This is a genomic window from Paenibacillus sp. NPDC058071, assembly GCF_042885235.1.
Taxonomy (GTDB): domain Bacteria; phylum Bacillota; class Bacilli; order Paenibacillales; family Paenibacillaceae; genus Pristimantibacillus.
In genome coordinates, this window is sequence record NZ_JBHVSK010000012.1 from 87,316 (window position 1) to 111,180 (window position 23,865).

The 23,865-nt window shown below is 54.1% G+C and carries 19 protein-coding genes; 4 read left to right on the forward strand and 15 right to left on the reverse strand.

What is annotated here, in order from left to right; all coding sequences use genetic code 11:
* The first annotated feature begins 530 nt into the window (after window positions 1-530).
* Window positions 531-872, forward strand: coding sequence for a bacillithiol system redox-active protein YtxJ (gene ytxJ, locus ACFVTB_RS19475; RefSeq protein WP_387752745.1), 342 nt, complete (start codon window positions 531-533; stop codon window positions 870-872).
* Between the two features lie 178 nt (window positions 873-1,050).
* Here the strand turns inward: ytxJ and ACFVTB_RS19480 are convergent, their stop codons facing one another.
* From ACFVTB_RS19480 to ACFVTB_RS19525, 10 genes are all read right to left on the reverse strand, one after another.
* Window positions 1,051-1,800, reverse strand: a complete 750-nt coding sequence (locus ACFVTB_RS19480) for an IclR family transcriptional regulator (protein ID WP_387752747.1) — start codon at window positions 1,798-1,800, stop codon at window positions 1,051-1,053.
* 49 nt (window positions 1,801-1,849) lie between these two features.
* Window positions 1,850-2,488 (reverse strand): ABC transporter permease, encoded by a 639-nt coding sequence (locus tag ACFVTB_RS19485; RefSeq protein WP_387752750.1) that lies wholly within the window; start codon window positions 2,486-2,488, stop codon window positions 1,850-1,852.
* A gap of 5 nt (window positions 2,489-2,493) precedes the next feature.
* Window positions 2,494-3,453 (reverse strand): ABC transporter ATP-binding protein, encoded by a 960-nt coding sequence (locus ACFVTB_RS19490; protein ID WP_387752752.1) that lies wholly within the window; start codon window positions 3,451-3,453, stop codon window positions 2,494-2,496.
* Between the two features lie 80 nt (window positions 3,454-3,533).
* Window positions 3,534-4,178 carry an ABC transporter permease gene (locus ACFVTB_RS19495; RefSeq protein ID WP_387752755.1) on the reverse strand — a complete coding sequence of 215 codons (645 nt, stop codon included), beginning with the start codon at window positions 4,176-4,178 and terminating at the stop codon, window positions 3,534-3,536.
* 101 nt (window positions 4,179-4,279) lie between these two features.
* The gene (locus tag ACFVTB_RS19500) at window positions 4,280-5,587 is read right to left on the reverse strand and encodes a Zn-dependent hydrolase (RefSeq protein ID WP_387752757.1); all 1,308 of its coding nucleotides are present in this window, start codon (window positions 5,585-5,587) and stop codon (window positions 4,280-4,282) included.
* Window positions 5,580-6,860, reverse strand: a complete 1,281-nt coding sequence (locus tag ACFVTB_RS19505) for a Zn-dependent hydrolase (RefSeq protein ID WP_387752759.1) — start codon at window positions 6,858-6,860, stop codon at window positions 5,580-5,582. The genes ACFVTB_RS19500 and ACFVTB_RS19505 overlap by 8 nt, the downstream gene beginning before the upstream one ends.
* A gap of 34 nt (window positions 6,861-6,894) precedes the next feature.
* Window positions 6,895-8,268, reverse strand: a complete 1,374-nt coding sequence (locus ACFVTB_RS19510) for a dihydroorotase (protein WP_387752762.1) — start codon at window positions 8,266-8,268, stop codon at window positions 6,895-6,897.
* 2 nt (window positions 8,269-8,270) lie between these two features.
* Entirely contained in the window at window positions 8,271-9,827 is a 1,557-nt protein-coding gene (locus ACFVTB_RS19515) for an HAL/PAL/TAL family ammonia-lyase (protein WP_387752764.1), read from the reverse strand.
* A 125-nt stretch (window positions 9,828-9,952) separates the two neighbouring features.
* On the reverse strand, window positions 9,953-11,065 hold the full coding sequence (locus tag ACFVTB_RS19520) for a thiohydantoin desulfurase (RefSeq protein ID WP_387752767.1): 1,113 nt from the start codon (window positions 11,063-11,065) through the stop codon (window positions 9,953-9,955).
* Window positions 11,065-12,720: a thiourocanate hydratase gene (locus ACFVTB_RS19525; protein ID WP_387752770.1), complete on the reverse strand. Its 1,656-nt coding sequence runs from the start codon at window positions 12,718-12,720 to the stop codon at window positions 11,065-11,067. The genes ACFVTB_RS19520 and ACFVTB_RS19525 overlap by 1 nt, the downstream gene beginning before the upstream one ends.
* A gap of 436 nt (window positions 12,721-13,156) precedes the next feature.
* Between ACFVTB_RS19525 and ACFVTB_RS19530 the strand changes: the two genes are divergently transcribed.
* From ACFVTB_RS19530 to ACFVTB_RS19540, 3 genes are all read left to right on the forward strand, one after another.
* On the forward strand, window positions 13,157-14,770 hold the full coding sequence (locus ACFVTB_RS19530; RefSeq protein WP_387752773.1) for a sensor domain-containing diguanylate cyclase: 1,614 nt from the start codon (window positions 13,157-13,159) through the stop codon (window positions 14,768-14,770).
* A gap of 953 nt (window positions 14,771-15,723) precedes the next feature.
* A complete protein-coding gene (locus ACFVTB_RS19535) occupies window positions 15,724-17,877 on the forward strand; it encodes a YhgE/Pip family protein (RefSeq protein ID WP_387752775.1) in 2,154 nt (717 codons plus the stop codon).
* Window positions 17,878-17,972: 95 nt separating this feature from the next.
* Entirely contained in the window at window positions 17,973-19,181 is a 1,209-nt protein-coding gene (locus ACFVTB_RS19540; RefSeq protein WP_387752778.1) for an MFS transporter, read from the forward strand.
* 20 nt (window positions 19,182-19,201) lie between these two features.
* On the opposite strand, the gene ACFVTB_RS19545 is transcribed toward ACFVTB_RS19540, so the two are convergent.
* The 5 genes from ACFVTB_RS19545 to ACFVTB_RS19565 all read right to left on the reverse strand — a co-directional run bounded on the left by ACFVTB_RS19545 (window position 19,202) and on the right by ACFVTB_RS19565 (window position 23,852).
* Window positions 19,202-19,936 carry an ABC transporter permease gene (locus ACFVTB_RS19545; protein ID WP_387752899.1) on the reverse strand — a complete coding sequence of 245 codons (735 nt, stop codon included), beginning with the start codon at window positions 19,934-19,936 and terminating at the stop codon, window positions 19,202-19,204.
* 3 nt (window positions 19,937-19,939) lie between these two features.
* Window positions 19,940-20,653, reverse strand: coding sequence for an ABC transporter permease (locus ACFVTB_RS19550; protein ID WP_387752780.1), 714 nt, complete (start codon window positions 20,651-20,653; stop codon window positions 19,940-19,942).
* Window positions 20,650-21,567: an ABC transporter ATP-binding protein gene (locus tag ACFVTB_RS19555; RefSeq protein ID WP_387752782.1), complete on the reverse strand. Its 918-nt coding sequence runs from the start codon at window positions 21,565-21,567 to the stop codon at window positions 20,650-20,652. Before ACFVTB_RS19555 ends, ACFVTB_RS19550 begins: the two co-directional genes overlap by 4 nt.
* Window positions 21,568-21,693: 126 nt before the next feature.
* On the reverse strand, window positions 21,694-23,184 hold the full coding sequence (locus tag ACFVTB_RS19560; protein WP_387752784.1) for a HAMP domain-containing sensor histidine kinase: 1,491 nt from the start codon (window positions 23,182-23,184) through the stop codon (window positions 21,694-21,696).
* Complete coding sequence (locus ACFVTB_RS19565) at window positions 23,181-23,852, reverse strand: response regulator transcription factor (protein WP_387752787.1); 672 nt, start codon at window positions 23,850-23,852, stop codon at window positions 23,181-23,183. The genes ACFVTB_RS19560 and ACFVTB_RS19565 overlap by 4 nt, the downstream gene beginning before the upstream one ends.
* Between the last annotated feature and the right edge of the window lie 13 nt (window positions 23,853-23,865).

A 23,865-nucleotide genomic window follows, 5' to 3' on the forward strand; every position in this document is an offset into this window, starting at 1 on the left:
TCCAGCTCCTTTCACCCGTTTCGCCATCGCGAAACAGCGGACTTTAATCTTTTTATTATAGCGGTAAGCCTTCATCCAATAGTTATAAAGTTCGCTTCCAGCATTTGATTATACATCATGCTACTGTTTGTGTAACGTAGAATATACTCAAAATTCGGCTCAAAACCGAAATCAGTTCTTGACTTGAAATGAGGGGAAGCGCTGCGGGTCAGAGGGTTCTTCCGATCGCCATTAAAGCCTGATTCCTTTATTTTATAGCGACCACTTTCGTTTCTCCAGAATCCCTCTGCCCCTCCACTTTTTCTCCTTTTCCCGTCAAGCACTGATTTTAGTATGAACCCGAAAATCTTGTAAAAACCGATAAAACTCGACGTTAACGGGCTTAGCTTGCCTCTAACGACATTAATGCATTTTTCTTCTGGCCGCAGCACGATGTCAGCCCTCTCGCCGCCGGATGACTTTTGCCGGGCAAAGGGATATAATACAAGCAGGCATCTTACATCTTGCCGGACAAAGGAGTTGTTTATGACATGGCGCAATACCGCGAAATCGACACGTTAGAACAATGGAACGAAGCGTTTGAAGGTTCGAAGAATCAACCGCTCGTTATTTTCAAGCACAGCACCACTTGCCCGGTAAGCGCCAACGCTCACCGCGAGTTTTCCGAATACTTGGCCGAGAAGCCGCTTGAAAATGCGGATTACGTTCTCGTCAAAGTAATCGAATCCCGCCCGGTTTCGAACCAAATTGCTGAGGATACGGCGGTCACGCACGCTTCTCCGCAAATTTTGTTCGTGCAAAACAAAGAAAAAGTATGGACGACGTCCCACTGGGCGATTACGAAAGAGCACATCTCCGCCGTTCTCGACTAGTTCGATCGTTTCCATCGCAGTATAAAAAACAGCCGCAGCAAGCTCATCGCTTGCCGCGGCTGTTTGCCTTTTCAGGCCATTTTTAAAACGGTGAATACAGACGATCCGAGAATAACCTCGTTATCTTCGAAAAGAGAGGGTATCCGCTGGTTGTCATTTACATCGAGGCCTCTGCAGCCTAGACCAGTCCGCCCAGCTTGCCCGAGATTTGAGAAGCCGCAGATTTGACGTAGCCGATCAGGTCCTCAAGCTCGTCCCGGTTCAACCGATGAACAGGCCCCGCAGCCGACAAGCTCGCCACGATCCGCTGCTGCGGATCGAAGATCGGGGCAGCGATCGCGAAGACGTCGGTGTCGACTTCACCAAGCGTGAAGCAATAACCGTCGTCGCGAATGTTACGCAGCTCCTTTACCAGTGCGGAACGGCTGGCGCCTCCGCCATCCTCGGCAAATTGCTTGTACATCTCCTCAATAACCTTTTCGCTCTCAAAAGCAAGCAGCGCTTTGCCCGAAGCGCCGGAGTTCAGCGGCAGTATACGTCCGTTCTCGATGGACAGCCGTACAAGGCGCTTGCTGGTGACGTTTTCAATACAAATCGCCTTTGAGCCTGAACGAACAAACAGTACCGTCGTCTCGTTGGTCAAGGCCGTCAAATCCTCCATAATCGGCCGGGCAATTGTCAGCAATTCCTTCTCAATCTGCTGGGACAGGCTTCGGGCCAAATCAAAAATACGCAGCCCGAGGCCGATCTGTCCTCTGCCTTTCCGCTCAACAAATCCGTTCTTAATTAATGTCTGAATAAATCGGTATGCCGTGCTGTCCGGTATACCTACCTTCTCGGCAATTTCGCTGACGGTAAGCGTCGCTCCCGACTCCGCGAGTACAAATAAAATATCGATAGCGCGTCCAAGCGTTTGCGTTCCATTCATCTCTGCACCTCAAAAAAACCATAATCGCTCTCAATTTGCGATTATTATATCACACTCGTTGTTCGCCGCGCGCTTTTCGCAAGGTCATTTTTTCTATTTTTAACAAAAAAGTATTTGTCGATAAAGCGAGCAGCGACACGAGCAAGGTGCCGTATACCATTTTTGGAAGCGAGTTTTGGTACAAGCCCTCGAATAACACGCCGCCTAATCCGCCTGCATTAATCCACGCCGCGATTGTAGCGATGCCGATGACCGATACCGACGCGATGCGAATGCCCCCGATAATGACGGGCAGTGCAAGCGGCAGCTCGATCCGGCTAAACAGCCTCCAAGGGCTGAAGCCCATTCCCTTGCCCGCCTCGATGATCGAAGGATCGATCGACTGGAAGCCCGAGATGACGTTGCGCACCAATATGAGCTGACTGTACACCACCAATGCGATGACCGCAGGCTTGAAGCCCAATCCGACTAGCGGAATCAGCATGGCGAACATCCCAAGACTCGGTATCGCATAAATAATGCCTAGCACTGAAAGTATGGGAATGGAAATGCGGCGATGGCGCGATAGCCAATAGCCAATCGGGAGCGCAATCAACAGGGCAATAAGCAAGGATACAAAAGTTAAGTAAAAGTGCTCCCATAACGAGATAAGCAAATCGTCATAATAGCGAGTCAAGTACTCGATCATTCACCTCACCTGCCGTTTCCAAGCTTCAACTGCTCGAGCGTCACACGGCCAGCCAAACCTTGATCGCCGTCCAACACCGCGACGTAAGGCGCGTTACTCTGAAGCAGCAGTTGCAAAATCGCCTTCAAATTCTCGTCCACTCCGACCCGTGGAACAGAATCGGGCACTAGTCCGTCCGGCAGTTCGATCATGTGGTCTGCCGCTTTCATCAGATGCAGCCGCTGGAACAGATCGTCGGATTGAATGAGCCGCGATACGAAATCGTTGCTCGGGCCGGACATGATCGCAAGCGGCGTGTCGTACTGCTGAATCGACCCTTCGTTCATGACGATCATACGGTCTCCCAGCTTCATCGCCTCTTCTACATCGTGAGTGACGAACAGCACGGTCTTGCCAAGCTCGCGCTGAATTTGTTTGAAGTCGTCCTGCAGCTTCGTCCGCGTAATGGCATCGATCGCACCGAACGGCTCGTCCATCAGCAAAATCGCCGGGTCGCCGGCCATTGCCCGTGCAATACCGACGCGCTGCTGCTGACCGCCCGACAACTGGCGCGGATACATTTTTTTATAATTCTCAGGAAGGTGAACCAGGTCCATTAAATAATCGATCCGTTCCGCCGTCTTCTGGCGGTCCCAGCCGAGAATGTTCGGTACGGTCGCAATATTTTGTTCGATCGTCAGATGAGGAAATAGGCCGACCTGCTGGATAACATAACCGATGCTTTGGCGCAGCTCGGTTACCGGCGTGCTTCGAATGTCTTTGCCAAACACCGATATCGTGCCGGATGACGGCTCGATAATCCGATTGACCATTTTCAGCAAAGTCGTCTTACCGCAGCCCGATGCGCCCAAAATCGTGACGAAGGAGCCTTGCGGCACGACGAGGCTTGTCTCGTTGACAGACGGCTTGGCCGCTTTCGGAAACGTCTTGGATACTCGCTCGAACTTGATGGCTTCTTTGCTCATTGCTTATCAGCTCCTGTTAGAAAAGGGGCTCCTCCGGTTGGTCCGGCTGGGAGGCCCCTTTCCTCGAAATAGGGATAGCGTTATAAACGCTGATGTTTCACTGCCAATCTTTCTATGCCGGAAAAACCGATTTCGGATAAAATGGCAAGCAAAGCTACCGGAAGGGCGCCGACCAGCAGCAAGGAGAAGTTGTACATGCCGAGCCCGTTAATGATGAATGTTCCAAGCCCGCCTCCGCCGATGAACGCCGCCAAGGTGGCGCTGGCGATCACTTCTACCGCGGAAGTTTTAATGCCGGACAGCATGAGAGGAGCCGCTAGCGGCAGCTCAATCTTCCGCAGCATCATGCCCTCTTTCATTCCAAGGCCAGACGCTGCTTCCAGAATGGAAGGCTCAATGCCTCTGAAGCCCATATACGTATTAATGAGAATAGGCGGACAAGCCAGAAGCGTTAGCGCGATAAGCGCAGGCGCAAAGCCGGTACCCATAATCGGCAAAATAATAACCAGTATTGCCAAGCTGGGAATAACCCGCAGCGAGTTGAACAGTCCCATGATCGTCCCGGTCAGCCACTGCTTCTTCGCGCATAAAATACCGAGCGGCACGCAGATGACGAGCGCGATCAGCAGCGCGTAGAAACTGATGCTTAAATGAACCTTGACCGCTTCCCAAAACCGATCGCTGTTCGCGACTATATAGTTGTAAGCACCGAGGAAAACATTCACTTGAAATTCGTCCCCCTTCCTTATTGATTATCGAATATCAATAATGAATTACCACCATTATCAGTCGTTATTCATACCATGTCAATCGGAATTGTGTAATATCATTCATTTGCTAGCTTTAAGAGTGTGTGCAGGAGAACGTTGGCTCCTGCCTCGCAATCCTCAGGGCTGCTCCATTCCATCGGATGATGGCTGAGCCCGTCTTTGGACCGGACCAGAATAAGTCCGATCTCCGCCAGTTCGCTCATCACCACGGCATCGTGCCCGGCTCCGCAAATCAAAGGATTCGCTTGCAGTCCGATTTCCGCGCAGCTGTCAGCAATCAATGCATGAATGCGCGGGGACGTTGGTACCGGCTGTGCCCCGTCGATTACGCGAATTTCGGCGGACACGCCCCGCGAATCGGCTGTTCGCACGATCGCATCCTGCACGGCGACCGCCATCGCGTCGAGCGACTCCTGCCTCTCGTGGCGCAGATCAACCGTAAAAACCGACTCGCCCGGAATGACGTTAATCGCTCCCGGACCGAGCCTCATCGCCCCTACCGCCGCAACGCCTCCCTCGGCAAGCGCAATCCGCTCAATGGCGAGCATCGACTCGGCGGCAGCCATCGCAGCGTCGCGGCGCAGCGCCATCGGCGTCGTGCCCGCATGATCGGCGTGCCCCTTAAGCGACGCTTCCAGCCAACGGTGCCCGTATATGGCGGTAGCCGTGCCAACCGGCGCTCCAAGCTCCTCCAATACGCGTCCCTGCTCGATATGAAGCTCGACGTAAGCGTGCACCGACTCGCGTGTTCTCGCTGCGCCCGCGCAACGGGACGGATCAAGGCCGGCTCGCTCCATCGCCGCTCGCAGCGTTATCCCTTCCGCATCTCGCAGTTCCAGCCATTCGCCGTTCCAGCCTCCGGCCATTGCCCGGCTGCCGAAGTAGCCAGCCCCGAACCGTACGCCTTCCTCGTCGGTAAAGCAAACGACTTCAAGCGGCCTCGCATGCGGGATCGCATGCTCCCGGATCGTACGCAGCGCTTCGATGCCAGCCAGCACGCCAAGCGCTCCGTCGAACATGCCCGCCTGCACAACTGTGTCGATATGAGACCCGGTCACGACGGCGCCGTCTCGTTTCGCGGCATACGCCTCTAAGTGCGGCGCTTCATCCGCACCATTGCCGCCGCCTTCGAAAGCTTCCAACCGGCCGATCAGATTTCCGGCGGCGTCGACCCAAACAGTCAGCCCTGCCTCCTTCATGAGCCGGACGATACTTTCCCTCGCTTCCACTTCCGCTTCGCTGAGCGAAAGGCGAGTGATACCGGTCCCTTCGGCTCCAGCGCCGTAACGGCTAAGCTCAACAAGAGTACGCCACAGCCTTTGACCATCGATTGTTACGCTCGCACTCGCAGACGGCTTAACCATGGCGCCAGCCCGCCAAGTCTTGCGCATCGAATCGAAGCAGTGCGGCGGCCAACGCTTCGGTACCGGCGGCCACTTCCTCGTAATCGGTCCATTCCTCGGGGCAGTGGCTCCGGCCGCCCTTACTCGGCACGAAGATCATGCCGATCGGTGCAATAGCCGCCAGCTGATTGGCGTCATGGCCAGCCCCGCTAGGCAACAGCTTCACGGGCGCTACCGATTCGCAAGCTTCCCGAATCATTTGCAGCACCTGTTCCTGCACGATAACGGCGTCCGATTTGGACAGTAGCTCGAGTTGAAGACGCAGCCCCCGCCTTTCGGCGATTTGCTGGGCCTCCTCTTTGAAAGCGGCGTAAACCGCTTCGGAAACCGAACGATCCAAAGAACGAATTTCGAAATCGAAACGGACAAGTCCCGGAACGACATTGGAGGCGTTCGGCTCGTTCGTCAGCTTGCCGATCGTGCCGACTGCGTTCTCCGCATGCCCCAGGCAGTGCCGTTCGAAAGCGAGCCCGAGCTCGCAAAAACCGGCAAGCGCGTCGTTTCTAAGCCCCATCGGCGTTGTGCCCGCATGATTCGGCGCTCCCTCAAGAACGGCGCGATAGCGGTGAATGCCGACGATGCCCATCACCGCTCCCAGACGATGACCGCTCTGTTCCAGCACCGGCCCTTGCTCGATGTGCAGCTCCAGATAGAGCGCAGCATCGCCCTGCTTCCTTGCCTGCTCCGCGAGCGACTCGACGTTCCCGCCTTGGCGGTTCAGCGCGTCCTTCAGCTGCAGCCCTTCAGGGTCCCGCAGCTCCAGCATCGCGTCAGTCAGATTTCCGACCATGCCGCGGCTGCCGATTGTGGAAATACCGAATTCACTCGGCTCTTCTGCAGTGAAATCAACGATTTGCAGCGGATGGCGCAGCTTTGTACCCGACTCCTTCAGCATCCTCGCAATCTCAATTCCAGCCAGCACGCCGATAATGCCGTCGAAGCGTCCGCCCCCCGTTACTGTATCGGTGTGGGAGCCGATCATAATCGGCGGCAAAGATGGATCGACGCCCGGCAAGCTGCCGATCAAATTCGATGCCGCATCGATCGAGACGGCAAGCCCCGCCTCAGTCATCTTCTCCGTCAGCCATTGCCGTCCTTGTTCGTAAAACGGCGTAAACGGACGTCTCGTCCAGCCGGGCTTAGCGCGGTCGACCAGCTCGGACAGCCGCTCGATGTCGGTCTGCAGCCTTGCCGTCTGCGGATGCAAACGGATAGGCTCCGTTTCTTTTTCCATATCTGTCCCTCCCTTGAATCCGGGATTCATTTCATTATTTCGAATGCTCGGCTTTCACAAATTGCCCGTCGCCTGGTTGCCCTACGATCGCGCCGTTTTCGTATACAAGCTTGCCGCGTACGAACGTATGCGTTACTTTGCCTTGCATGCCCATTCCGTGATAAGCGCTCCAGCCTGCGCTGGAATGCAGGTCTTTCTCGTCCATCGTCCATGCGACGGCCGGATCGAGAATGACGATATCGGCATCATAGCCGGCGGAAATCCGTCCTTTGCGATGGCCGAGTCCGAACGTATCGGCAGGTCTCTGCGCAAGCAGCCGCACCAAATCGTTGATCGCCAATCTTCCTTTCGCTACACCCTCGCTATAGATGATCGGCAGCAAGTGCTCGACGCCCGGCGCGCCGGACGAATTTTTGAAAATATCGGGATTCGACTTTCGCTCAATCAGCCAAGGCGCATGGTCGGAAGTGATCATATCGATCGTTCCCGTTTTTGCAAGTTCCCACAATCCATCTACGTCCTCTTTCGTCCGCAGCGGAGGATTGATTTTCCCCTTCGCTCCAAGGCGCGGCATATCGTCCTCGCTCAGCGTCAAGTAATGCGTACAAGTCTCCGCCGTCACCCGCGCTCCAAGTGAACGGAAGTAATCCGCCAGTTGAAAGATGCGGGGATAGGTGCAATGGTACAAATGCAGCTTGACTCCCGTCTCGTAGGCCAGCTCCATAACGGTGAGCGCGGCTACCGACTCGCTCACTTTCGGCCGGCTGCGCACATGAGACTTGGGATCATGCCCTTCATTCTCATATTTCCCGATGTATCGGCGAACGATTTCGTCGTTCTCGGCATGCACGCCAACCGGACAGCCGGTTTCGGCAATAACAGCGAACGAGTCGAGCAGTTGACCGTCGTCAATACGCGGAAAACGGAAAGAATCGGTGTTGAACATCGATACTTTAAAACCGCAAGCGCCTGCATTCGCCAAAGCACGGATATGCTCGTACCCGTCCTGCTTGTGTATGGTCACCAGCATAGCCATATCGACGAGCGATTCGCGGTTCAGGCGCTCTTTCTTTTCCTCGAACATGTCAAGGGTGCAGACCATGCCGGTCGCATCGTACGGCATTTCGATAATCGTTGTGACTCCGCCTGCAGCCGCAGAGCGGCTCGCCGTCTCAAAGCCTTCGTCCAGCGAGCTGTAGCAGTGCACGTGAGCGTCTACCGCTCCCGGCAGCACATAGCTGCCTTCGGCGCGGTACGTCCGTTCTGCTTGCCCTTCCCATTCAGCCGCTTCCTTCTTACCGCCGACGGCAACGACTGTTCCGTCCTTCACTGCAATCGCCGAATCGTAGGCGACGCCTTCCGGCAGCACGATATTTCCATAAATGACTGCATCATAATGCGTACTCATGCCTATTCCCCGCCTTCTGTCGAAATCCCTTGGCGAATCCATGCGTGAACGGCAGCGATGTCGGGCGTCAGCGGACGGTCCTCCGTTATTGGCGGCACGATGCCGCGAATCCGCTCGTACACCTCAGCCGAGCCTGTGCCCAAATCTGCCTGCGAGCCTCGCAGGTCGATAGCTTGGGCGGCATGGATCGCTTCGATTCCGAGAATGTAATAAAGTCTGTCTATCAGGTCAGCCGTCTTCCGGACGACAAGCGGCGTATTGTTCGCATGATCCTCCATATCGCCCGCCAACGAGAAATAGTCAGCCGATACCGGATTGGACAGCAGCCGGATTTCCGCGTCGAGCGACGTATATGTCTTTTGCATCGTACCGAAGGCAATCGTCCCCGGCGCAGGCGACAGAAAGCGTCCAAGTCCGGTGAAAGAAGGAGTGCCCAGCCGCAGCGAGCGGTAGCACGATATTTTCGAAACATGACTGAGTGCGATGGCGACCATTTCGAAAGCGACCGTCCATGCGGTGACATCGAAGTTGGAGGAAGGCACAAGCTTGCGCTCATCCGGCAAGACGCACGGATTATCGTCGGAGCTGTTCAACTGAATCAGCAATTGCTTCTCGGCATAGGCGAGCGCATCACGCGCCGCGCCATGGACATGACAAGCGCTGCGGAAGCTGAGCGGGTCCTGAATTTTATCCCGCTGATCCATATCAGCAAGCGCCCCGCCTTTCAATAGTCCGCGCACGTTGGCTGCGCTGGCAGCCGCTCCCTCGAACGGCCTAGCGCAATACAGCGATTCGTCAAGCGGGCTGATGCAGCCCTGCAACGCTTGGAGCGATAGAGCAAATACGGCGTCAGCGGCGTTCAAGAGCCGCCAAGTATCCGCAACGACGAGCGCGGCTGTACCGGCCGAGAGCGCGTTGGAGCTGACGATAGATAAAGCGCCCTTCGGTCCCAGCTCCGTCAGCGGTTCAATGCGGGCGTCTTGGAACGCTTCTTGGGCCGGAATGCGCGCACCTTTGTACAGTACCTCTCCCTCGCCGAGAATGGTGAGACCCACATGCGACAGCACCGATATATCACCCGCTCCGACCGAACCGCGCAGCGGAATGACCGGGTGAATGCCCGCGTTCAGCAAATCGCGGTACATAAGAACGACGGAAGGCCTTACGCCCGAGCCGCCGGTCAACAGCGTATTCAGCCGAGCGGCCAGAATAGCTCGGACCTCCCGTTCAGATGCGTTCGGTTCTACCGCAGTGCTATGCGAGTAAATAAGGTTGCGGTTGAAGGTTTCCAGCATCTCCGGCGTCACTTCGTGGTCTTTGTTTAAGCCTACTCCGCGGTTCAAGCCGTAGATCGGCACGCCTTCGGCAGCCAGCTCGTGTATCAAGCGATGAGCTTGCTCGACCCGCGTGATTGCCTCCTCAGCAATGACGACGCGGCAGCCGTCAGCAATATGCTCCAGCTCTCTAACCGTCAATTGCCGCCCATTCAACTCGATAGCATGGCGGCTCACTGTTCCATTTTCCGCATCCATTCGTCCGCCGTTAGCGTTGCCTTCCATAGCCACACCTTCTTATTGTTTGTTGCTGACCGCCCAATCCTGGCCGCCGCTTTTCCAATTCGTTTGCCTCTGCTTTTTATATAGGAGCTGCGAACTTTAATGCCGTTAAGCCAACTTTAATGCCATTATTTATTGCGCAACTTCGAGATGCCTTTCAACCCGTACTTCGCCAGCGGAATGCCCAGCGCTTCCTCAACTTCCGGGTAAACGGTCGGATCCTTAACGCTGGAGCTAAGCGGCACATGCTGCTTATCGATCGCTAACAACGCGATTTCCATTCCTTCCTGCACGCCGCCAACACTGATTGGCAGACCTGTTGCCGCTTCGAACGTTGTAATAACGTCCGGATAAGTCGTCAGCCGTTTGCCTTTCTTGTCGTCAACAGCCATATATTCGTTCATGACATGCAGCGTCAGCTGCCCGCCCTTGCCATCTTCCATCGTAATCGTCCCGATATCGAATGCGCCGGAATAATGTACGTCTTTTTTCAGCACTTTTCCGCGCCCTAAAATCTTGCCTTTTGTTTTCTCACACACAGTCTCTATAATCGCTTCCGGACCAATCTTCTCCGCTTCAATCATTGCATAACCCAATTCAAGCGCGATCGAAACGCCTCCGATTGCCGCATGCTCTTTAATATAAGAAGCTGGGATCGGGTGACGTGCGGATGCGATAAAACCGCCGGACATGTCGGAAGCCGTCCGCAAAATGTTCGAGGTTTTCGCAGGCGTTCCTTTTACAACCAGCTCCAAGTAGGAACCTGTGTCCCGTCTTCCGCCTACGACAACCTGAATCGTCTCATAGTCGAGGCGGGATGCAAGTCCCATCGAGCCCATCTTCCCTGTCGGATGCGCCCGGATGTCGCCCGTTGCGTCAACGACTACAAGGCCTAGCGCCGCAGCCGGCAGCCAGCCGTTGATCGTGCTCGACATCCCGTTTTGCGGGGTCATGACGCCTACGACTTTACCGTCGAAGTTATCCATCAGCAGTTGAACCGCTTTGATATAATCGACTCCCCACATTTCCCATTCGTTACCTGCCGGAGCTCCAATTGCCGTACAAGTAATAATGATTGCGTCGTCTGGAAGCTCATCCACCGAGACGAGCTTCGGCTTAGCGATACCTACTGCCGCTCCGCCGATTTCAAGGCCGTGATCGACCCAACCCCCGCCGCCCGCGGCAAAAACGGCTCCTCCTCTTACTGCCGCACGGACATCATTTATCGTTAACTCGCGCATTACACATTCCCCTTCCGATCTGTATCGATTCGACGTATTCCTTTTTTGCTCACTTCATCTAGCGATTCCTCGTAGCCGGCGTCCGCGTAGCGCAGCACGCCCAGCCCCGTATCGTTGTCCAGCGTCGTTTTCAAACGGAGATCGGCATCCGCCGAGCCGTCTGCTACAAGCGTGACGCCTGCGCTCGTCATATAACCGGCATAACCGCCGCCGCCCGAATGAATGGCGACGAGATCGGCCATCGACGAGCAGTTCAGCATCGCATTAAGCAATGGCCAGTCGGAGATCGCATCGCTTCCGTCCTTCATGTTCTCGGTCATAATATTCGGATGCGCCATCGCCCCTGCGTCTAAGTGGTCGCGGGAGAAAGCAATCGGGCCGCTCAGCTCGCCCGAGCGCACCATTTCATTCACTGCCAGCGCCAGCTTCGTGCGGTCGCCGTGCCCGAACCATCCGATTCTCGCTGGAAGTCCTTCTACTGGAACATACTTGTTGGCTAGGCTGATCCAGTTAACAGCCACTTCATTGTCGCTGAAATGCTTCAATATATATTGGTCGATCTTGCGAATGTCTTCAGCATCGCCGCTCAGAGCTACCCAACGGAACGGGCCGATCGCGCGTGCGAATAGCGGCCGCAGAAACGCTTCAGTGAAGACGGCGATATCGAACGCATTAGGCACCCCATACTGCACCGCTTGCGAGCGGATGTTGTTGCCGTTATCGAAAACGACCGCTCCCTTGCGCTGGAATTCCAGCATCGCTTCCACTTCAACTGCGATGGATGCACCGGCGTCATTACGCAGCTGTTCTGGCGCCGTTTTACGCGCTTCGGCCACTTTTTCGAGGCTGTAGCCGCTCGGAATGTAACCGTACATTAAATCATGCGCCGAAGTTTGATCCGTCACGACGTCAGGCTGCACGCCGCGCCGCACCAGCTCCGGATAAATATCAGCTGCATTGCCGAGCAAGCCGACGGAGACGCTTTCACGTTTGGCAACGGCCTCTCGAATCCAATCGAGCGCTTCGTCCAAATCGGCCGTTTTGCGCTGCAAGTATCCTACTTCAATGCGTTTGTCGATTCTTGCTTCGTTTACCTCGACGCATAAAATGGCCGCGTCGGCCATCGTGCCCGCAAGAGGCTGCGCCCCGCCCATGCCGCCAAGTCCGGCGGTCAGGATGAACTTGCCGGCTAAGCTGCCGCCAAAGTGCATTCTCGCAATGGATTGGAAGATTTCATAGGTGCCTTGAATGACGCCTTGGGAGCCGATATACTGCCAAGCCGCAGCCGTTAATCCGCCCCATACGATCAAGCCTTGCTCTTGATATTTATAGAAGTTGTCGCTGGTCGCCCAGCGTCCTACAATATTGCAATTCGCCATAACGACAATCGGCGCGTATTTGTGCGTACGCATAATGCCGATCGGCTTGCCGGATTGAATGACGAGCGTTTCGTCCTCCTCCAGCGATTTGAGCGTATTCACGATGGCATGATAGGAATCCCAGTTGCGGGCCGCTTTTGCAAGCGCGGCATAAACGGTTAATTCCTGCTGATTTTCGCCGTTCTCGAGCACATTTTCCAGCATGCGCAGCAGCGCTTCCTGTCTCCACCCTTTGCAGCGAAGCTCAGTGCCTCTGGCCGCCGTAATTCTGTCCATGTTCTACACTCCTTATTATCAATATTCAATAATATATTTCTATTTATCAATAAATTATCAGACGATTTGGATCTCGTCAATAGATTTTGTGTTATTTTAAGTAACGCACTAGGAATAAACTGCTTTTATCATCGTATCATCGCTTTTCCAGGATGTCCAAGCCCTATTCCAGCAAAAAAAGACGGTCCGACAGCCATCCCATTCTCCCCCTTTATAAATAGAAGAAACGGATCCTGCTAAACCGTGAAATGAAAAAGCTTATCGTTTCTGAAATGGTCCTTGCCATATAGAAAAACCTCCTCAAACCACTCGCTTATATGGCATTGATATGCAACTGGAATATCAGTCGATTTTTGACGAAATATTTGTAGAATCATCTCGAAACATCCAGTAAAAGATGGTAAGATGAGAGGTAATTTATGCAAAGGAGCCGTCAATGATTAAAGTTTTGAAGCCAACCAAAGGTTTTAGGCTGTTTACCATCATTTCGCTTGTCGTACTCCTTTCCGTTCTAATTGCAATCCTCATTAATATAATCGTCGGTTATCAGACCGAAAAAAGTTCTCTGACCACCAATACCATCGAGCTAAATGTGATTACAGCGGGAGACTTAAGCAAAACTACATACTCTCTCATTCGATCGATGAAAGACAGTATCCGGGTGACAGCCGATTATTTGGCCGATTCCGAGCTGTCGGACGCGTCGGTGCTCACACAGCTCGATTTTTTTATGAATACGAATCACTACTTTAATTCTATTGCCGTTATCAATGCACAAGGCACCGTCGTCTCAACCTCGCCTAACAATTTAGGAATTATCGGTGCGAAATTGACCTCAAAGGCCGCTAAGGAATCGCTGGAGACGCGCAAACCTTACATTTCCGAGCCTTATGTCGCTTTGACTCAGCGGCTGCTCGTGATGGTCAGTCATCCGATTTTTGACAGCAACGGAAACTATAAAGGCTTTGTTGCGGGAACGATCTATTTGCATCAACCCAACATTTTTCAGGATATATTGGGCGTTCAAACGAAGAACAACAGCGGTACTTATTATTACGTTGTCGATTCCAATGGGACGATCATTTTTCACCCGGAGAAAAAGAGAATTGCCGACAATGTGCAGAACAATCCCGTCGTTGCTAAATTAATGAACGGCCAAGCGGGCCATCAGCGAGTCATCAATTCCGAAGGAAAAAGCTTTCTCGCCGGTTTTTCGCCCGTTCCGGAGATTGGCTGGGGGATTGTCTCGCAAACGCCCGAAGCTTATGTTATTTCGACCTCGCGCAATATGATTACGCAAATGGCCGTTTACTCCACGCCTTTTCTTATCTTGCTGCTGACGCTGACTCTCTGGCTCTCGCGGACGTTGGTGGAGCCGCTTAATCGTTTGGCCCGCGACGCGTACCGCTTATCCATGGGAGACAGCACAGCTATGAAGTTTTCGAATAAAGTGTACTGGAATTATGAAGCTAACCAGCTGATGAGCACCGTAGCTCTGGCGTTCAGCAAGCTGCAAAAGCAAACGGAGACGCTGACGCAAGAAGCGCATACCGATTCGTTGACCGGTCTCTCCAACCGGCGGATGATGGACGAGATTATGAACGCCTGGCATAAGCAGCATCTGCCATTTTCCATTATTGTGCTGGATCTGGACCACTTCAAAAGCGTCAATGACGAATTCGGCCATCAGATGGGCGATGAAATGCTAAAGCTACTTGCAGACACGATGCTGTCCGTCAAACAGGATAAAGATTACTGTTGCCGCTTCGGCGGCGAAGAGTTTACCCTATTGCTGCCGCTCGATTCGGAACAGCAGGCGTTCCGTGTAGCCGAGACGCTTCGCCGAAAAATGGAGACGGTTCCGACGCCTATGGGCCGCCCTGTTACCGTCTCGCTCGGCATCGCCTCTTATCCGAAAACGTCCAACGACCTTCAGACGCTGTTCAAATGCGCCGACGAAGCGCTGTATCGGGCAAAACACGAAGGACGCAATCGCACCGTTCTTTATAGTGAGATGGAGGACGTCGCAGATAAAGGTATCGTTGGGTAGGGAAGCCGCCGGGGCGGCAGCGCTTCGCGGCTAGAGAAGCCGCCAGGGGCGGCAGCGCTTCGCGGCTAGAGTAGCGCCGGGGGCGGCAGCGCTTCGCGGCTAGAGAAGCCGCCGGGGGCGCAACGCTTCGCGGCTAGACTGCGCTGCAATTTGCCTTATGACTCAGCAGCAGTTTTGTGCCCAGTGTTCCATTGCTTTGCACATGGCCTGGCAGCGCCGACCTACCTGTTCAAGAGCAACCTAGCCTAGCTATTTCACACCACTCTTCACCTCGCCCGCCGTATGGTGTGCTACACCCCCCACCCGCTCACTAAATAACTGCGAAAAAGCAGTTATTTATCACAGTAACAACCCTTCAATTGGAAATAACTGCTTTTTTGCAGTTATTTCCTGCTGAAACTCTCTATTTAGCTGGAAGTGCCGAAAATAACTGCCTTTTGGCAGTTATTTTCTATATTTGCCGCTTCAAGGAACGAAATAACTGCATTTTTGCAGTTATTTCGTTCCTGCAATCGTCGTCCCTTCCCACGAAAACTTCCACACCCCCATCACCATACCTCTCTCATCAAACGTTCACACGATTACCTCAACCACTCATTTACGCTACTCTCGACAACCCCCGCCATACCGCTCTCACCAAACATTCACACGATTACCTCAACCACACACCTACGCTACTCCCGACACCCCATCACCATACCTCTCTCACCAAAACATTCACACACGATTACCTTAACCACACACCTACGCTACTCCCGACACCCCCTCACCATACCGCTCTCATCAAAACATTCACACACGATTACCTCAACCACACACCTACGCTACTCCCAACAACCCCCGCCATACCGCTCTCCTCAAATACTTCACAGGACCACTTTCGCCCGCGACGCATCTTTCGCCCGTCATTCAGCAATACTAACCGGAAAATACAGCCAAAGCTGGAGGCTTCCATGAAACCTATTTTCCGACTGTACGCACGCGATATAAGTGGAATCGTCCGCAACTGGGCGGCACTCATTACGATTTTGGGACTTATCTGTCTGCCTTCTCTGTACGCCTGGTTTAATATAAAAGGCTCCTGGGACCCTTACGGCAATACAAGCGGCTTGGCCGTCGCCGTCGCGAGCAATGACAAGGGCGCGACCATTCGCGGCCAAGCCTTGAACGCGGGAGCGGAAATTATTGAGTCGCTGCACAGTAACGATAAAATCGGCTGGGTGTTCACCGACGAGCAGCAGGCGCTCAAGGGCGTGAAGCACGGCGATTACTACGCCAGCATCATCATCCCGGACAACTTCTCCTCCCGGATCGCAACCGTTCTGAACGACAAGCCAATTCAGGCCGAAATCGAATATTTCGTCAATGAAAAAATAAATGCCGTTTCGCCGAAAATAGCGGCGTCCGGCGCCAGCGGCATTGTTCAGCAAATTCGCAGCACGTTCATCAAAACAGCGAACGGCGCTATTTTCAGCCTGCTTAACGAGGTCGGCGTCGAGCTGGAAAAAGAAAAACCGACGATCGAAAATACACGGAATCTTGTATTTAAGCTGGAAGAGCTATTCCCCGACCTGCAAGACGCCGTTCGAACGGCGTCGGACGATGCGGGTAAAGCGGAGCAAATCGTCAAAAAAGCAAATGAGGCGCTGCCGACGGCGGTCAGCCTCGCCAACGACGGGCGGCAGCTCGCCGAGAGGGTGAACGGCTTACTCGCTGAGAGCTCACAGGCATTCGACCGGCTCGCTCCATCCATTAAGCAGGACTTGGAGCTCGTCAATGCTACGGCCAAATCTGTGGCGGATATTGCTGCCGGTCTGAAGACGAGCGGCATCGATCCAGAGCAAGCGAAAAAGGCGCTGACCGCTCTCTCCACCCGCCTAGCAACAGCGATTCGCATTACCAGCAGCGCCGCTTCTCTCTTCGGCAAGCTGGCCGATCTGACCGGCAGGAGCGGGCTTGCCGATGCTCGCACGAAACTGAATCAAATAAGCGCCCGCTTGGATGACAGCCGCAAAGCGGCCGATCAGATTGTCCAAGCGATAGACCGGGGCGAGGAACCGGCAAAGGAACTGCTCGATAAGCTGGAGGAAGGCGCGTCGAAAGCGAGCGCAGTGCTTGACGATTTGCTGGGACGCTTCGACAGCGAGCTGAAGCCGCAAATTTTAAAAGGCTTGGGCAAAGCCCAAACCGCCGCGCAAAACGCAAATCGCTTGTTCCAGCAAGCGGCGGCTGATATGCCTGGCATCGAAAGCTTGCTTCGCCACGCTTCCAAAGGTCTAGGCTTCGGACGCGACGCTCTGACGCAGATTGAGAAGAAAATGCCCGTCGCGAAAACGAAAATCGACAGCTTAGCCGCGCGCATCCGCCAGCTCGAAAAGGAAGGCAGCCTCGAAGAGGTTATCGACCTGCTTCGCAATAATGCGCAGCGGGAAAGCGCCTTTTTCGCCGAGCCGGTGCTGTTGAAGGAAAACCGCCTGTATCCCATTCCGAATTACGGTTCCGCCATGTCGCCCTTTTTCTCCACCATGTCCATATGGGTTGGCGCTCTATTGCTCGTGTCTCTGCTGTCAACCGACCCGCATTTAAGAGATGGAGACAACTTTCGCAGCCATCACATTTATTTCGGACGCTTCCTGACGTTCCTTACCGCTTCTTTGCTGCAATCGGCTCTTATCACGACGGGCGATATCGTACTAATCGGAGCCTATGCTTCTGACGCGCTCTCGTTCGTTCTGTTCGGCCTGCTGCTCAGCTTTGTCTTCATGCTGATTGTGTACACGCTCGTATCCGTGTTCGGCAACGTCGGAAAAGCGCTGGCGATCGTGTTACTCGTCTTGCAACTCGCAGCCTCTGGAGGCACATTTCCGATTCAGGTGGCGCTTCCGTTCTTCCAAGCGATTCATCCCTTCTTGCCGTTTACCTATGCGATTAGCCTAATGCGCGAAGCGGTCGGAGGCATCCTTTGGGACGTAGCGAGAATGGACATGCTTGCGCTTATCACATTTGCCGCTGTCGCACTGCTTATTGGTCTCTTCCTAAAAGCGCCGATCAACCGCCTCTCCGCCGGCTTCGTTCGCAAGGCAAAGGAAAGCGATCTGATTCATTAAACGGCGTTGGGCGAAAAAAGATGGTGATTCTGGAGCAATAGGACTACAATGGGGAAGGAAACGGACTACCGTTAACTTAGGATGTGACCTTCACCATGAACGATTTTCCCTGGAAAAGAAATCTGCTCGTGCTTTGGCTTGGCGTCTTCTTTTGCAGCACGGCATTCTCGACTTCGATTCCTTTTATCCCGCTGTTTCTACATACAGAGCTTGGCGTGGAGAAGCACCTGGAAGCTTGGTCAGGCATCGCCTTCGGCATCACATTTCTGGCCAGCGCGCTTATAGCCCCCTATTGGGGCTCGCTTGCTGATAAATATGGCCGCAAGCCCATGCTGATCCGATCCGGCTTCAGCTTGGCGGCGCTTTACTTTATGACTTATTTCATTCACGATCCGTACCTGTTCCTCGGACTGCGTGTCTTTCAAGGCTTGCTGGCCGGCTACATTCCAGCGGCGATCGCCATGGTCGCGACAAACACGCCAGAAGAAAAAACGGGCTATGCGCTCGGTATTATGGCGACGTCCAGCGCTACCGGCGGCATTATTGGCCCGTTGATTGGCGGCTTGGTTAGCCACTGGCTTGGCAACCGGGAATCCTTTTTGTTTTCCGGCGGCATCGTGCTGGTTTCCGCTTTAATCGCCACCTTCTTCACGAAGGAACAATCGTTTAACCGTTCCGCGCCAAGATCGTCGGTCAAGGAAGATTTGAAGCATGCGCTGGAAAATCGGACGTTTATGACGCTGCTTGTTCTTACCGGCGTCGCGACCTTCTCCGTCATGATCTTGGAGCCGCTGCTGACGGTATATGTAATGGAGCTGGGAGCGGACCGAAGCAACGCTTCGCTGCAATCCGGCATTATTTTCTCCGCCGTCGGCATCGCCACATTGATTGCTGCTCCGCAATGGGGTAAAATCGGCGGCCGGATCGGCTTCTCCAACGTGCTGCTAATCGGCTTGTTGGGCGGCGGCATCGGCAACCTGCTGCAATTTTTCGTCGGCGGCTTTGGCGAGTTCGGCGCCTTGCGATTCGTTTACGGTCTCTTCTTCGCCGGCGTATACCCCGCGCTTAACGCCATGATCGTGAAAGTAACGGAAAGCGAGTTCCGCGGCCGGGCTTTTAGCCTCAACCAGTCGTCCACTCAGCTTGCGACTATGCTCGGACCCGTTATTGGCGGCGTGCTGGGCGGACTCATTCCAATCCGCTGGGTATTCGTCGTCAACGGTGTTTTGCTCATTTCGGCCGCCATCCTGCTGCGAAGCCGCAAAATGGAAAATAAGCTGCATGCGCCTTCTGTATCGAAGTAGCGCATGCAGCTTTTTTCTTTTTATATTTCCTTTCGGTTGAAATAAGCTAGCCCGCCAGTCAGAAAGACGAGAAAGCTCCCAATTACAGTCGTTAGCAATTGCCAATACGGAATGGTATAGCCGCCGAAGTCCATGGTACCGCCCGACATCATAAGCAGCGTCGGCTGCGCCCAAGGATAAAACGGTGAAATATCCGCCGAATTAACAACCATCATATTGGGCAGCACCAGCATGACATTCAACGCAAGCGGAGCCGCAAAGCTGCTCCATAGCGTCGATACAGCCAGTTGAAGCGCAGCTAGCGGCAGACATGCCGCCCAACCGCCGACAACACTCCCCAGCAACAGCCTCCAAGACGGCTCAATACCGTGCCGAATCATCACCAGCCATGCCGCCGCAAGGAAAAGCAATTGGGCCGCCAACACGAGCAGCGCCACAACCGCAAGCTTGGCAAGATACAGCTCCGTTCGGGAAATCGGCAAGGCGAGCAGCTGCTTCCAGCCTCCTCCGCCATGCTCGTAGCGGCACACAAACGCCGACCAGACGCCCGTCATGATGGGGAGCAGCAGGATGCTGTGCATCATTGCCATGGTAGAAAGCACAGTGCTTGCCCGGTCAGCCTCCCCAATGCCGTCCAAGTTCATCAGCATGCCAATGAGCAGCATAAGGAACGGGCTGATCGGCACAAGCAGCCAAATTGGCGACTTCCTTAGCTTCAGCCCCTCCGACGCCAGCAACGAATAGAAGGAACGCATCAACTACTCCACATCCTTTCGTCCAAAATGGAGCGCGCCCATCGCAAACAGGACAACTCCGGCTGCAAGCCCGGCGGTTGCAAACCATCCGCTTTGCGGGTGAAAATAAGCGAATCCCGGCCAGTTGACCGGCAGCCAGTCGAACTTCGGAACGAGGGCAAACACCGCGCAAACGACGCCGAACGTAATCGGCAATCCTTGATTTTTTACAGTCAGGCAAAACCATAGCAGCACCGCAAGGCCCGGCAAGGACCCGAGGAAAGGCAGGAAGCTCAGCTTCAGAATGCCTGCATAAGGAATCGCATCTGCCCCAAAACCCAGCAAAAGACCGAGCACTATGGTAAGCAGGGCAAGCAGGACGCAAGAAAATAAGAGCAAAGCAAAGGCGACGGTCAGCTTCGATGCATAGACGGGGAAGCGGCCGATCGGCAGCGCCAGCAGCTGCTTCCACGAATTCGTCTGATGCTCAATGCCGGCGAGCAGTGAGCAAATGAGCGTAATGCCGAGATACAACGAGATTGGCACGAACATCATCACGCTATCCAACAAGCCTGTCCATAGATCTTCCTCATACAGCTTAAGCAAATAATCGTATCGCAAGCCGTAGTTGAGCGCCTGCATGGCGACCGTGCCGACCGGACCCAGCACAGCCAGCAGCCATAAGCCTCTCTTGCGTATTTTGATCCAATCGGATGCCAGCACGGCCCAAAACTTCATCGCCCTCCCCCCTCTTCGACGATGCGCAGAAACAGCTCCTCCAATGATTTGCGTCTCTCCTCGACTCGATAGACGTCATGATTGCGTTCGACCAGCTTGCGGACAACTGTGCCAACTGCGCTGTCGGAGACCGCATCGTTAAGGACGATCAAGCCTTCGTGGCATTCCGCATCCAACCCGAGCCCGCGAAGCGTTTGAACCGCCTCCGACGGCTCGGATGCGCGAATTGCAACCGTACTGCGCGCCTGCTTGCGCAAGCTTTCGAACGTATCCTGAAAAACGATTTTCCCTTGGCGAATGATGCCGACCGTACTTGCCATTTGCTCGACTTCACCAAGCAGATGGCTGGAGATCATAACGGTAACGCCATGCTGCTTAGGCATAGACTTAATCAGCTCGCGAATCTCCAAAATGCCGGATGGATCGAGTCCGTTGGTCGGCTCGTCCAGTACGAGCAGCTCGGGATTTCCGAGCAGGGCGCTGGCGATGCCAAGGCGCTGTTTCATGCCGAGCGAGTAGCCTTTGACCGCTCTTCGCGCCTCTTTCGTCAGCCCGACGATATGCAGCGTTTCGTCAATTCGGCTTTTTGGAGCATCGATGATTTTACGGATCGCCTCCAAATTATCGACCGCCGTCAGATGACCGTAATAAGACGGAGATTCCACAAGCGCGCCGACTTTTCGCAGCAGAGCAATTCTCTCTTTGGCGAGCGGTCTTCCGAATAGCTCCACCTTTCCCGAAGAAGGCTTGATTAAGCCTAGCAGCATGCGAATCGTCGTTGTTTTACCGGCTCCATTCGGCCCGAGAAAGCCGTATATTTCACCTTTGCCGATCCGTAAATTCAAATCCGATACGGCGAAGCGGCCTTTGTAGCGTTTGCTCAATGCTTTCGTTTCAATGACCCATTGGCTCATTTTCATCACCTCGCCATTAAGGTTAACGGATGAAGGTTAAAGCAAGGAAAAGGCCAAGTTTAAAATTGGTTTAAAAAAAGCCGGACTTCCGGCGATTATTACTCGCCAGAGTCCGGCTTCTTTCCATCAACGCTGTACCTTGGCTCCCGCCTGCCGTAAATAGACACGCGTGCCGTCTTCGTTCGATATCGTACGCCAGTCCAATCCCATCTCCCGTGCTAAATAATCGACGATGGCGAGGCCGATCCCCGACCCTCTTCGCTCAGAAGCCGCTGCGAGGCCCGGGCCGCGATCGGATATGACGAGCATGTCGCCATCCGCAGTTGGTTCAACCGTGAGCCCAATATAACAGCCTGCAGCCGCATGGCGAACGACGTTCTGAAACAAATTGTCCAATAGACGCTTGAAGCCTTCGCGGTCAATCTCCCACATCAGCCTGCCAGCAGGCAAATCGACCTCCGCGTCAATCCCTTCCTTCTCCCAAAGCGGGTACCAGGCGGCCGCGCATTCCTTGGCAAGTCTGGCAGCATCGATTTTCTCCAGCTTCAGCGGATATTTACCGCTCGTCATCAGCGTATAAGAGAGCAAGTTTTCAATCAGCTCGCTCATGTCCGATATTTTTGCCGTCAGCTGCTTAGCCGCCTCACGCCCCTCGGCGCTCAGCTCCTCTCCGCGAAGCGTGTACAAATGGCTGCCCATTACGGTAAGAGGAGTCCTCAAATCATGCGACAGATTGGCGATCAACCGCTTGCGCAGCTCCTCTTCCTCTTTCTCCCTGGCTACGCTATCCTCGAGTTGCTCCACCATACGGTTAAAAGAAATTTCCAGCTGTCCGATCTCGTCGTCTCTCGTTAATTCAACGGGGTTCGGAATTCCGCTGGCGCCGCTCTGCCCCATCGCTTTCTGCAGACGCAGCAGACGTTTGCGCAGTTGACGAATGAACAGCAGGGAGAGCACGATGAACAGAACAAATATCACGATTGTGAATATCCCGTAAAACGGCGTTTCCCAGCCTGCCGGCTGGCTTCTCTGCAGCAGTTCGCGCGGCATTTGCAGCACCATAAAAGAGCTTTCTATCGTCTGCGAGCCGCCAATAAACGCAACGACGGTAAATGGATCGCCTTTTACACCCGATTTCATAAAGCGTATCGCATCGGCAGGCGACCAGTCGTCGGGCAACGGCTCCTCCCGCCGCTCTTGTCCTTCCAGCTGCAAGCGCAGCTTGCCTGTGTCATCTACCCAGAACAACGACGCTTCCGGATATGCCTCCTTAAGCTGTCGCAACCGATTGTCGACTTCTTCGCCAGAGCTGTCCCAAAGCTCCCCCGCTTCGCGGTGCCAAGCTTTTTCGAGCTCCGTTTTGCCTCCGTACTTTAACGGTTCTTTGGCTCCGTTAAACAGCGTCGCGGTTAGCGAATACACAATGCCCGATCCCGACAATACCAAGGGCAAAAACAGAAACGCGCTCAGCATCAGCAAGATATATCTGGTTTGGAGTGATGATCGATTTTTGAAAAAGCCTCTGCTCCGTTTCTGCTTGATAGAATCGTTGCGCGGCGATTCGGTCGGCAGCCCGTCCGAGTGCTTTTGCTTGTTCGCCTTGTCCTTGTCCGTCATGCTCTCACCCTGTAGCCGATGCCCCGCACCGTCTCAATGATTTCGGGGGCAGCCGGGTCCTTCTCCAGCTTTTCCCGCAAATAACGGATGTGAACCATCAGCGTTTTATCACCCTCTATGTACGGCTCGTTCCAGACTGCCTCATAGATTTGTTCTTTCGTCAGAATATGTCCGAGATGGCGCACCAGATAGCTGAAAATTTGAAATTGCTTGCCTGTCAGCGCCACTTCCTCTTTGGTCCGGCGATCCACAATTCGATTTTCCTTCTCGTACACGAGAAGATGCTTGATCGACAGAGGCGTGGAAGCAGCATGCACGTCGAAACGGCGGAGCAATACCTCTACTCTTGCCGCCAGCTCGTCCGGATGGAAGGGCTTCGTCAAATAATCGTCGGCAAACTGCAGGCCATGAAGCTTATCTTCGATTCCGGTCCTTGCAGTAAGCATTAAAATCGGCAGGGACGGAAACGCCTTTTTCAGCTTTTGCCCGACCGTAAAGCCATCCAGTCCCGGCAGCATGACGTCTAGAATCGCCAATTCACAATTTCCCGCCTCTTCGACGGCCTGTTCACCGTTCATCAGCCAAACGACTTCGAAGCCCTTGTCCTGTAAAAGCCGCTGCACAAAGCCGCCAATTTCTTTGTCATCCTCGATATATAAGAGCGCCAAGCGTCATCTTCCC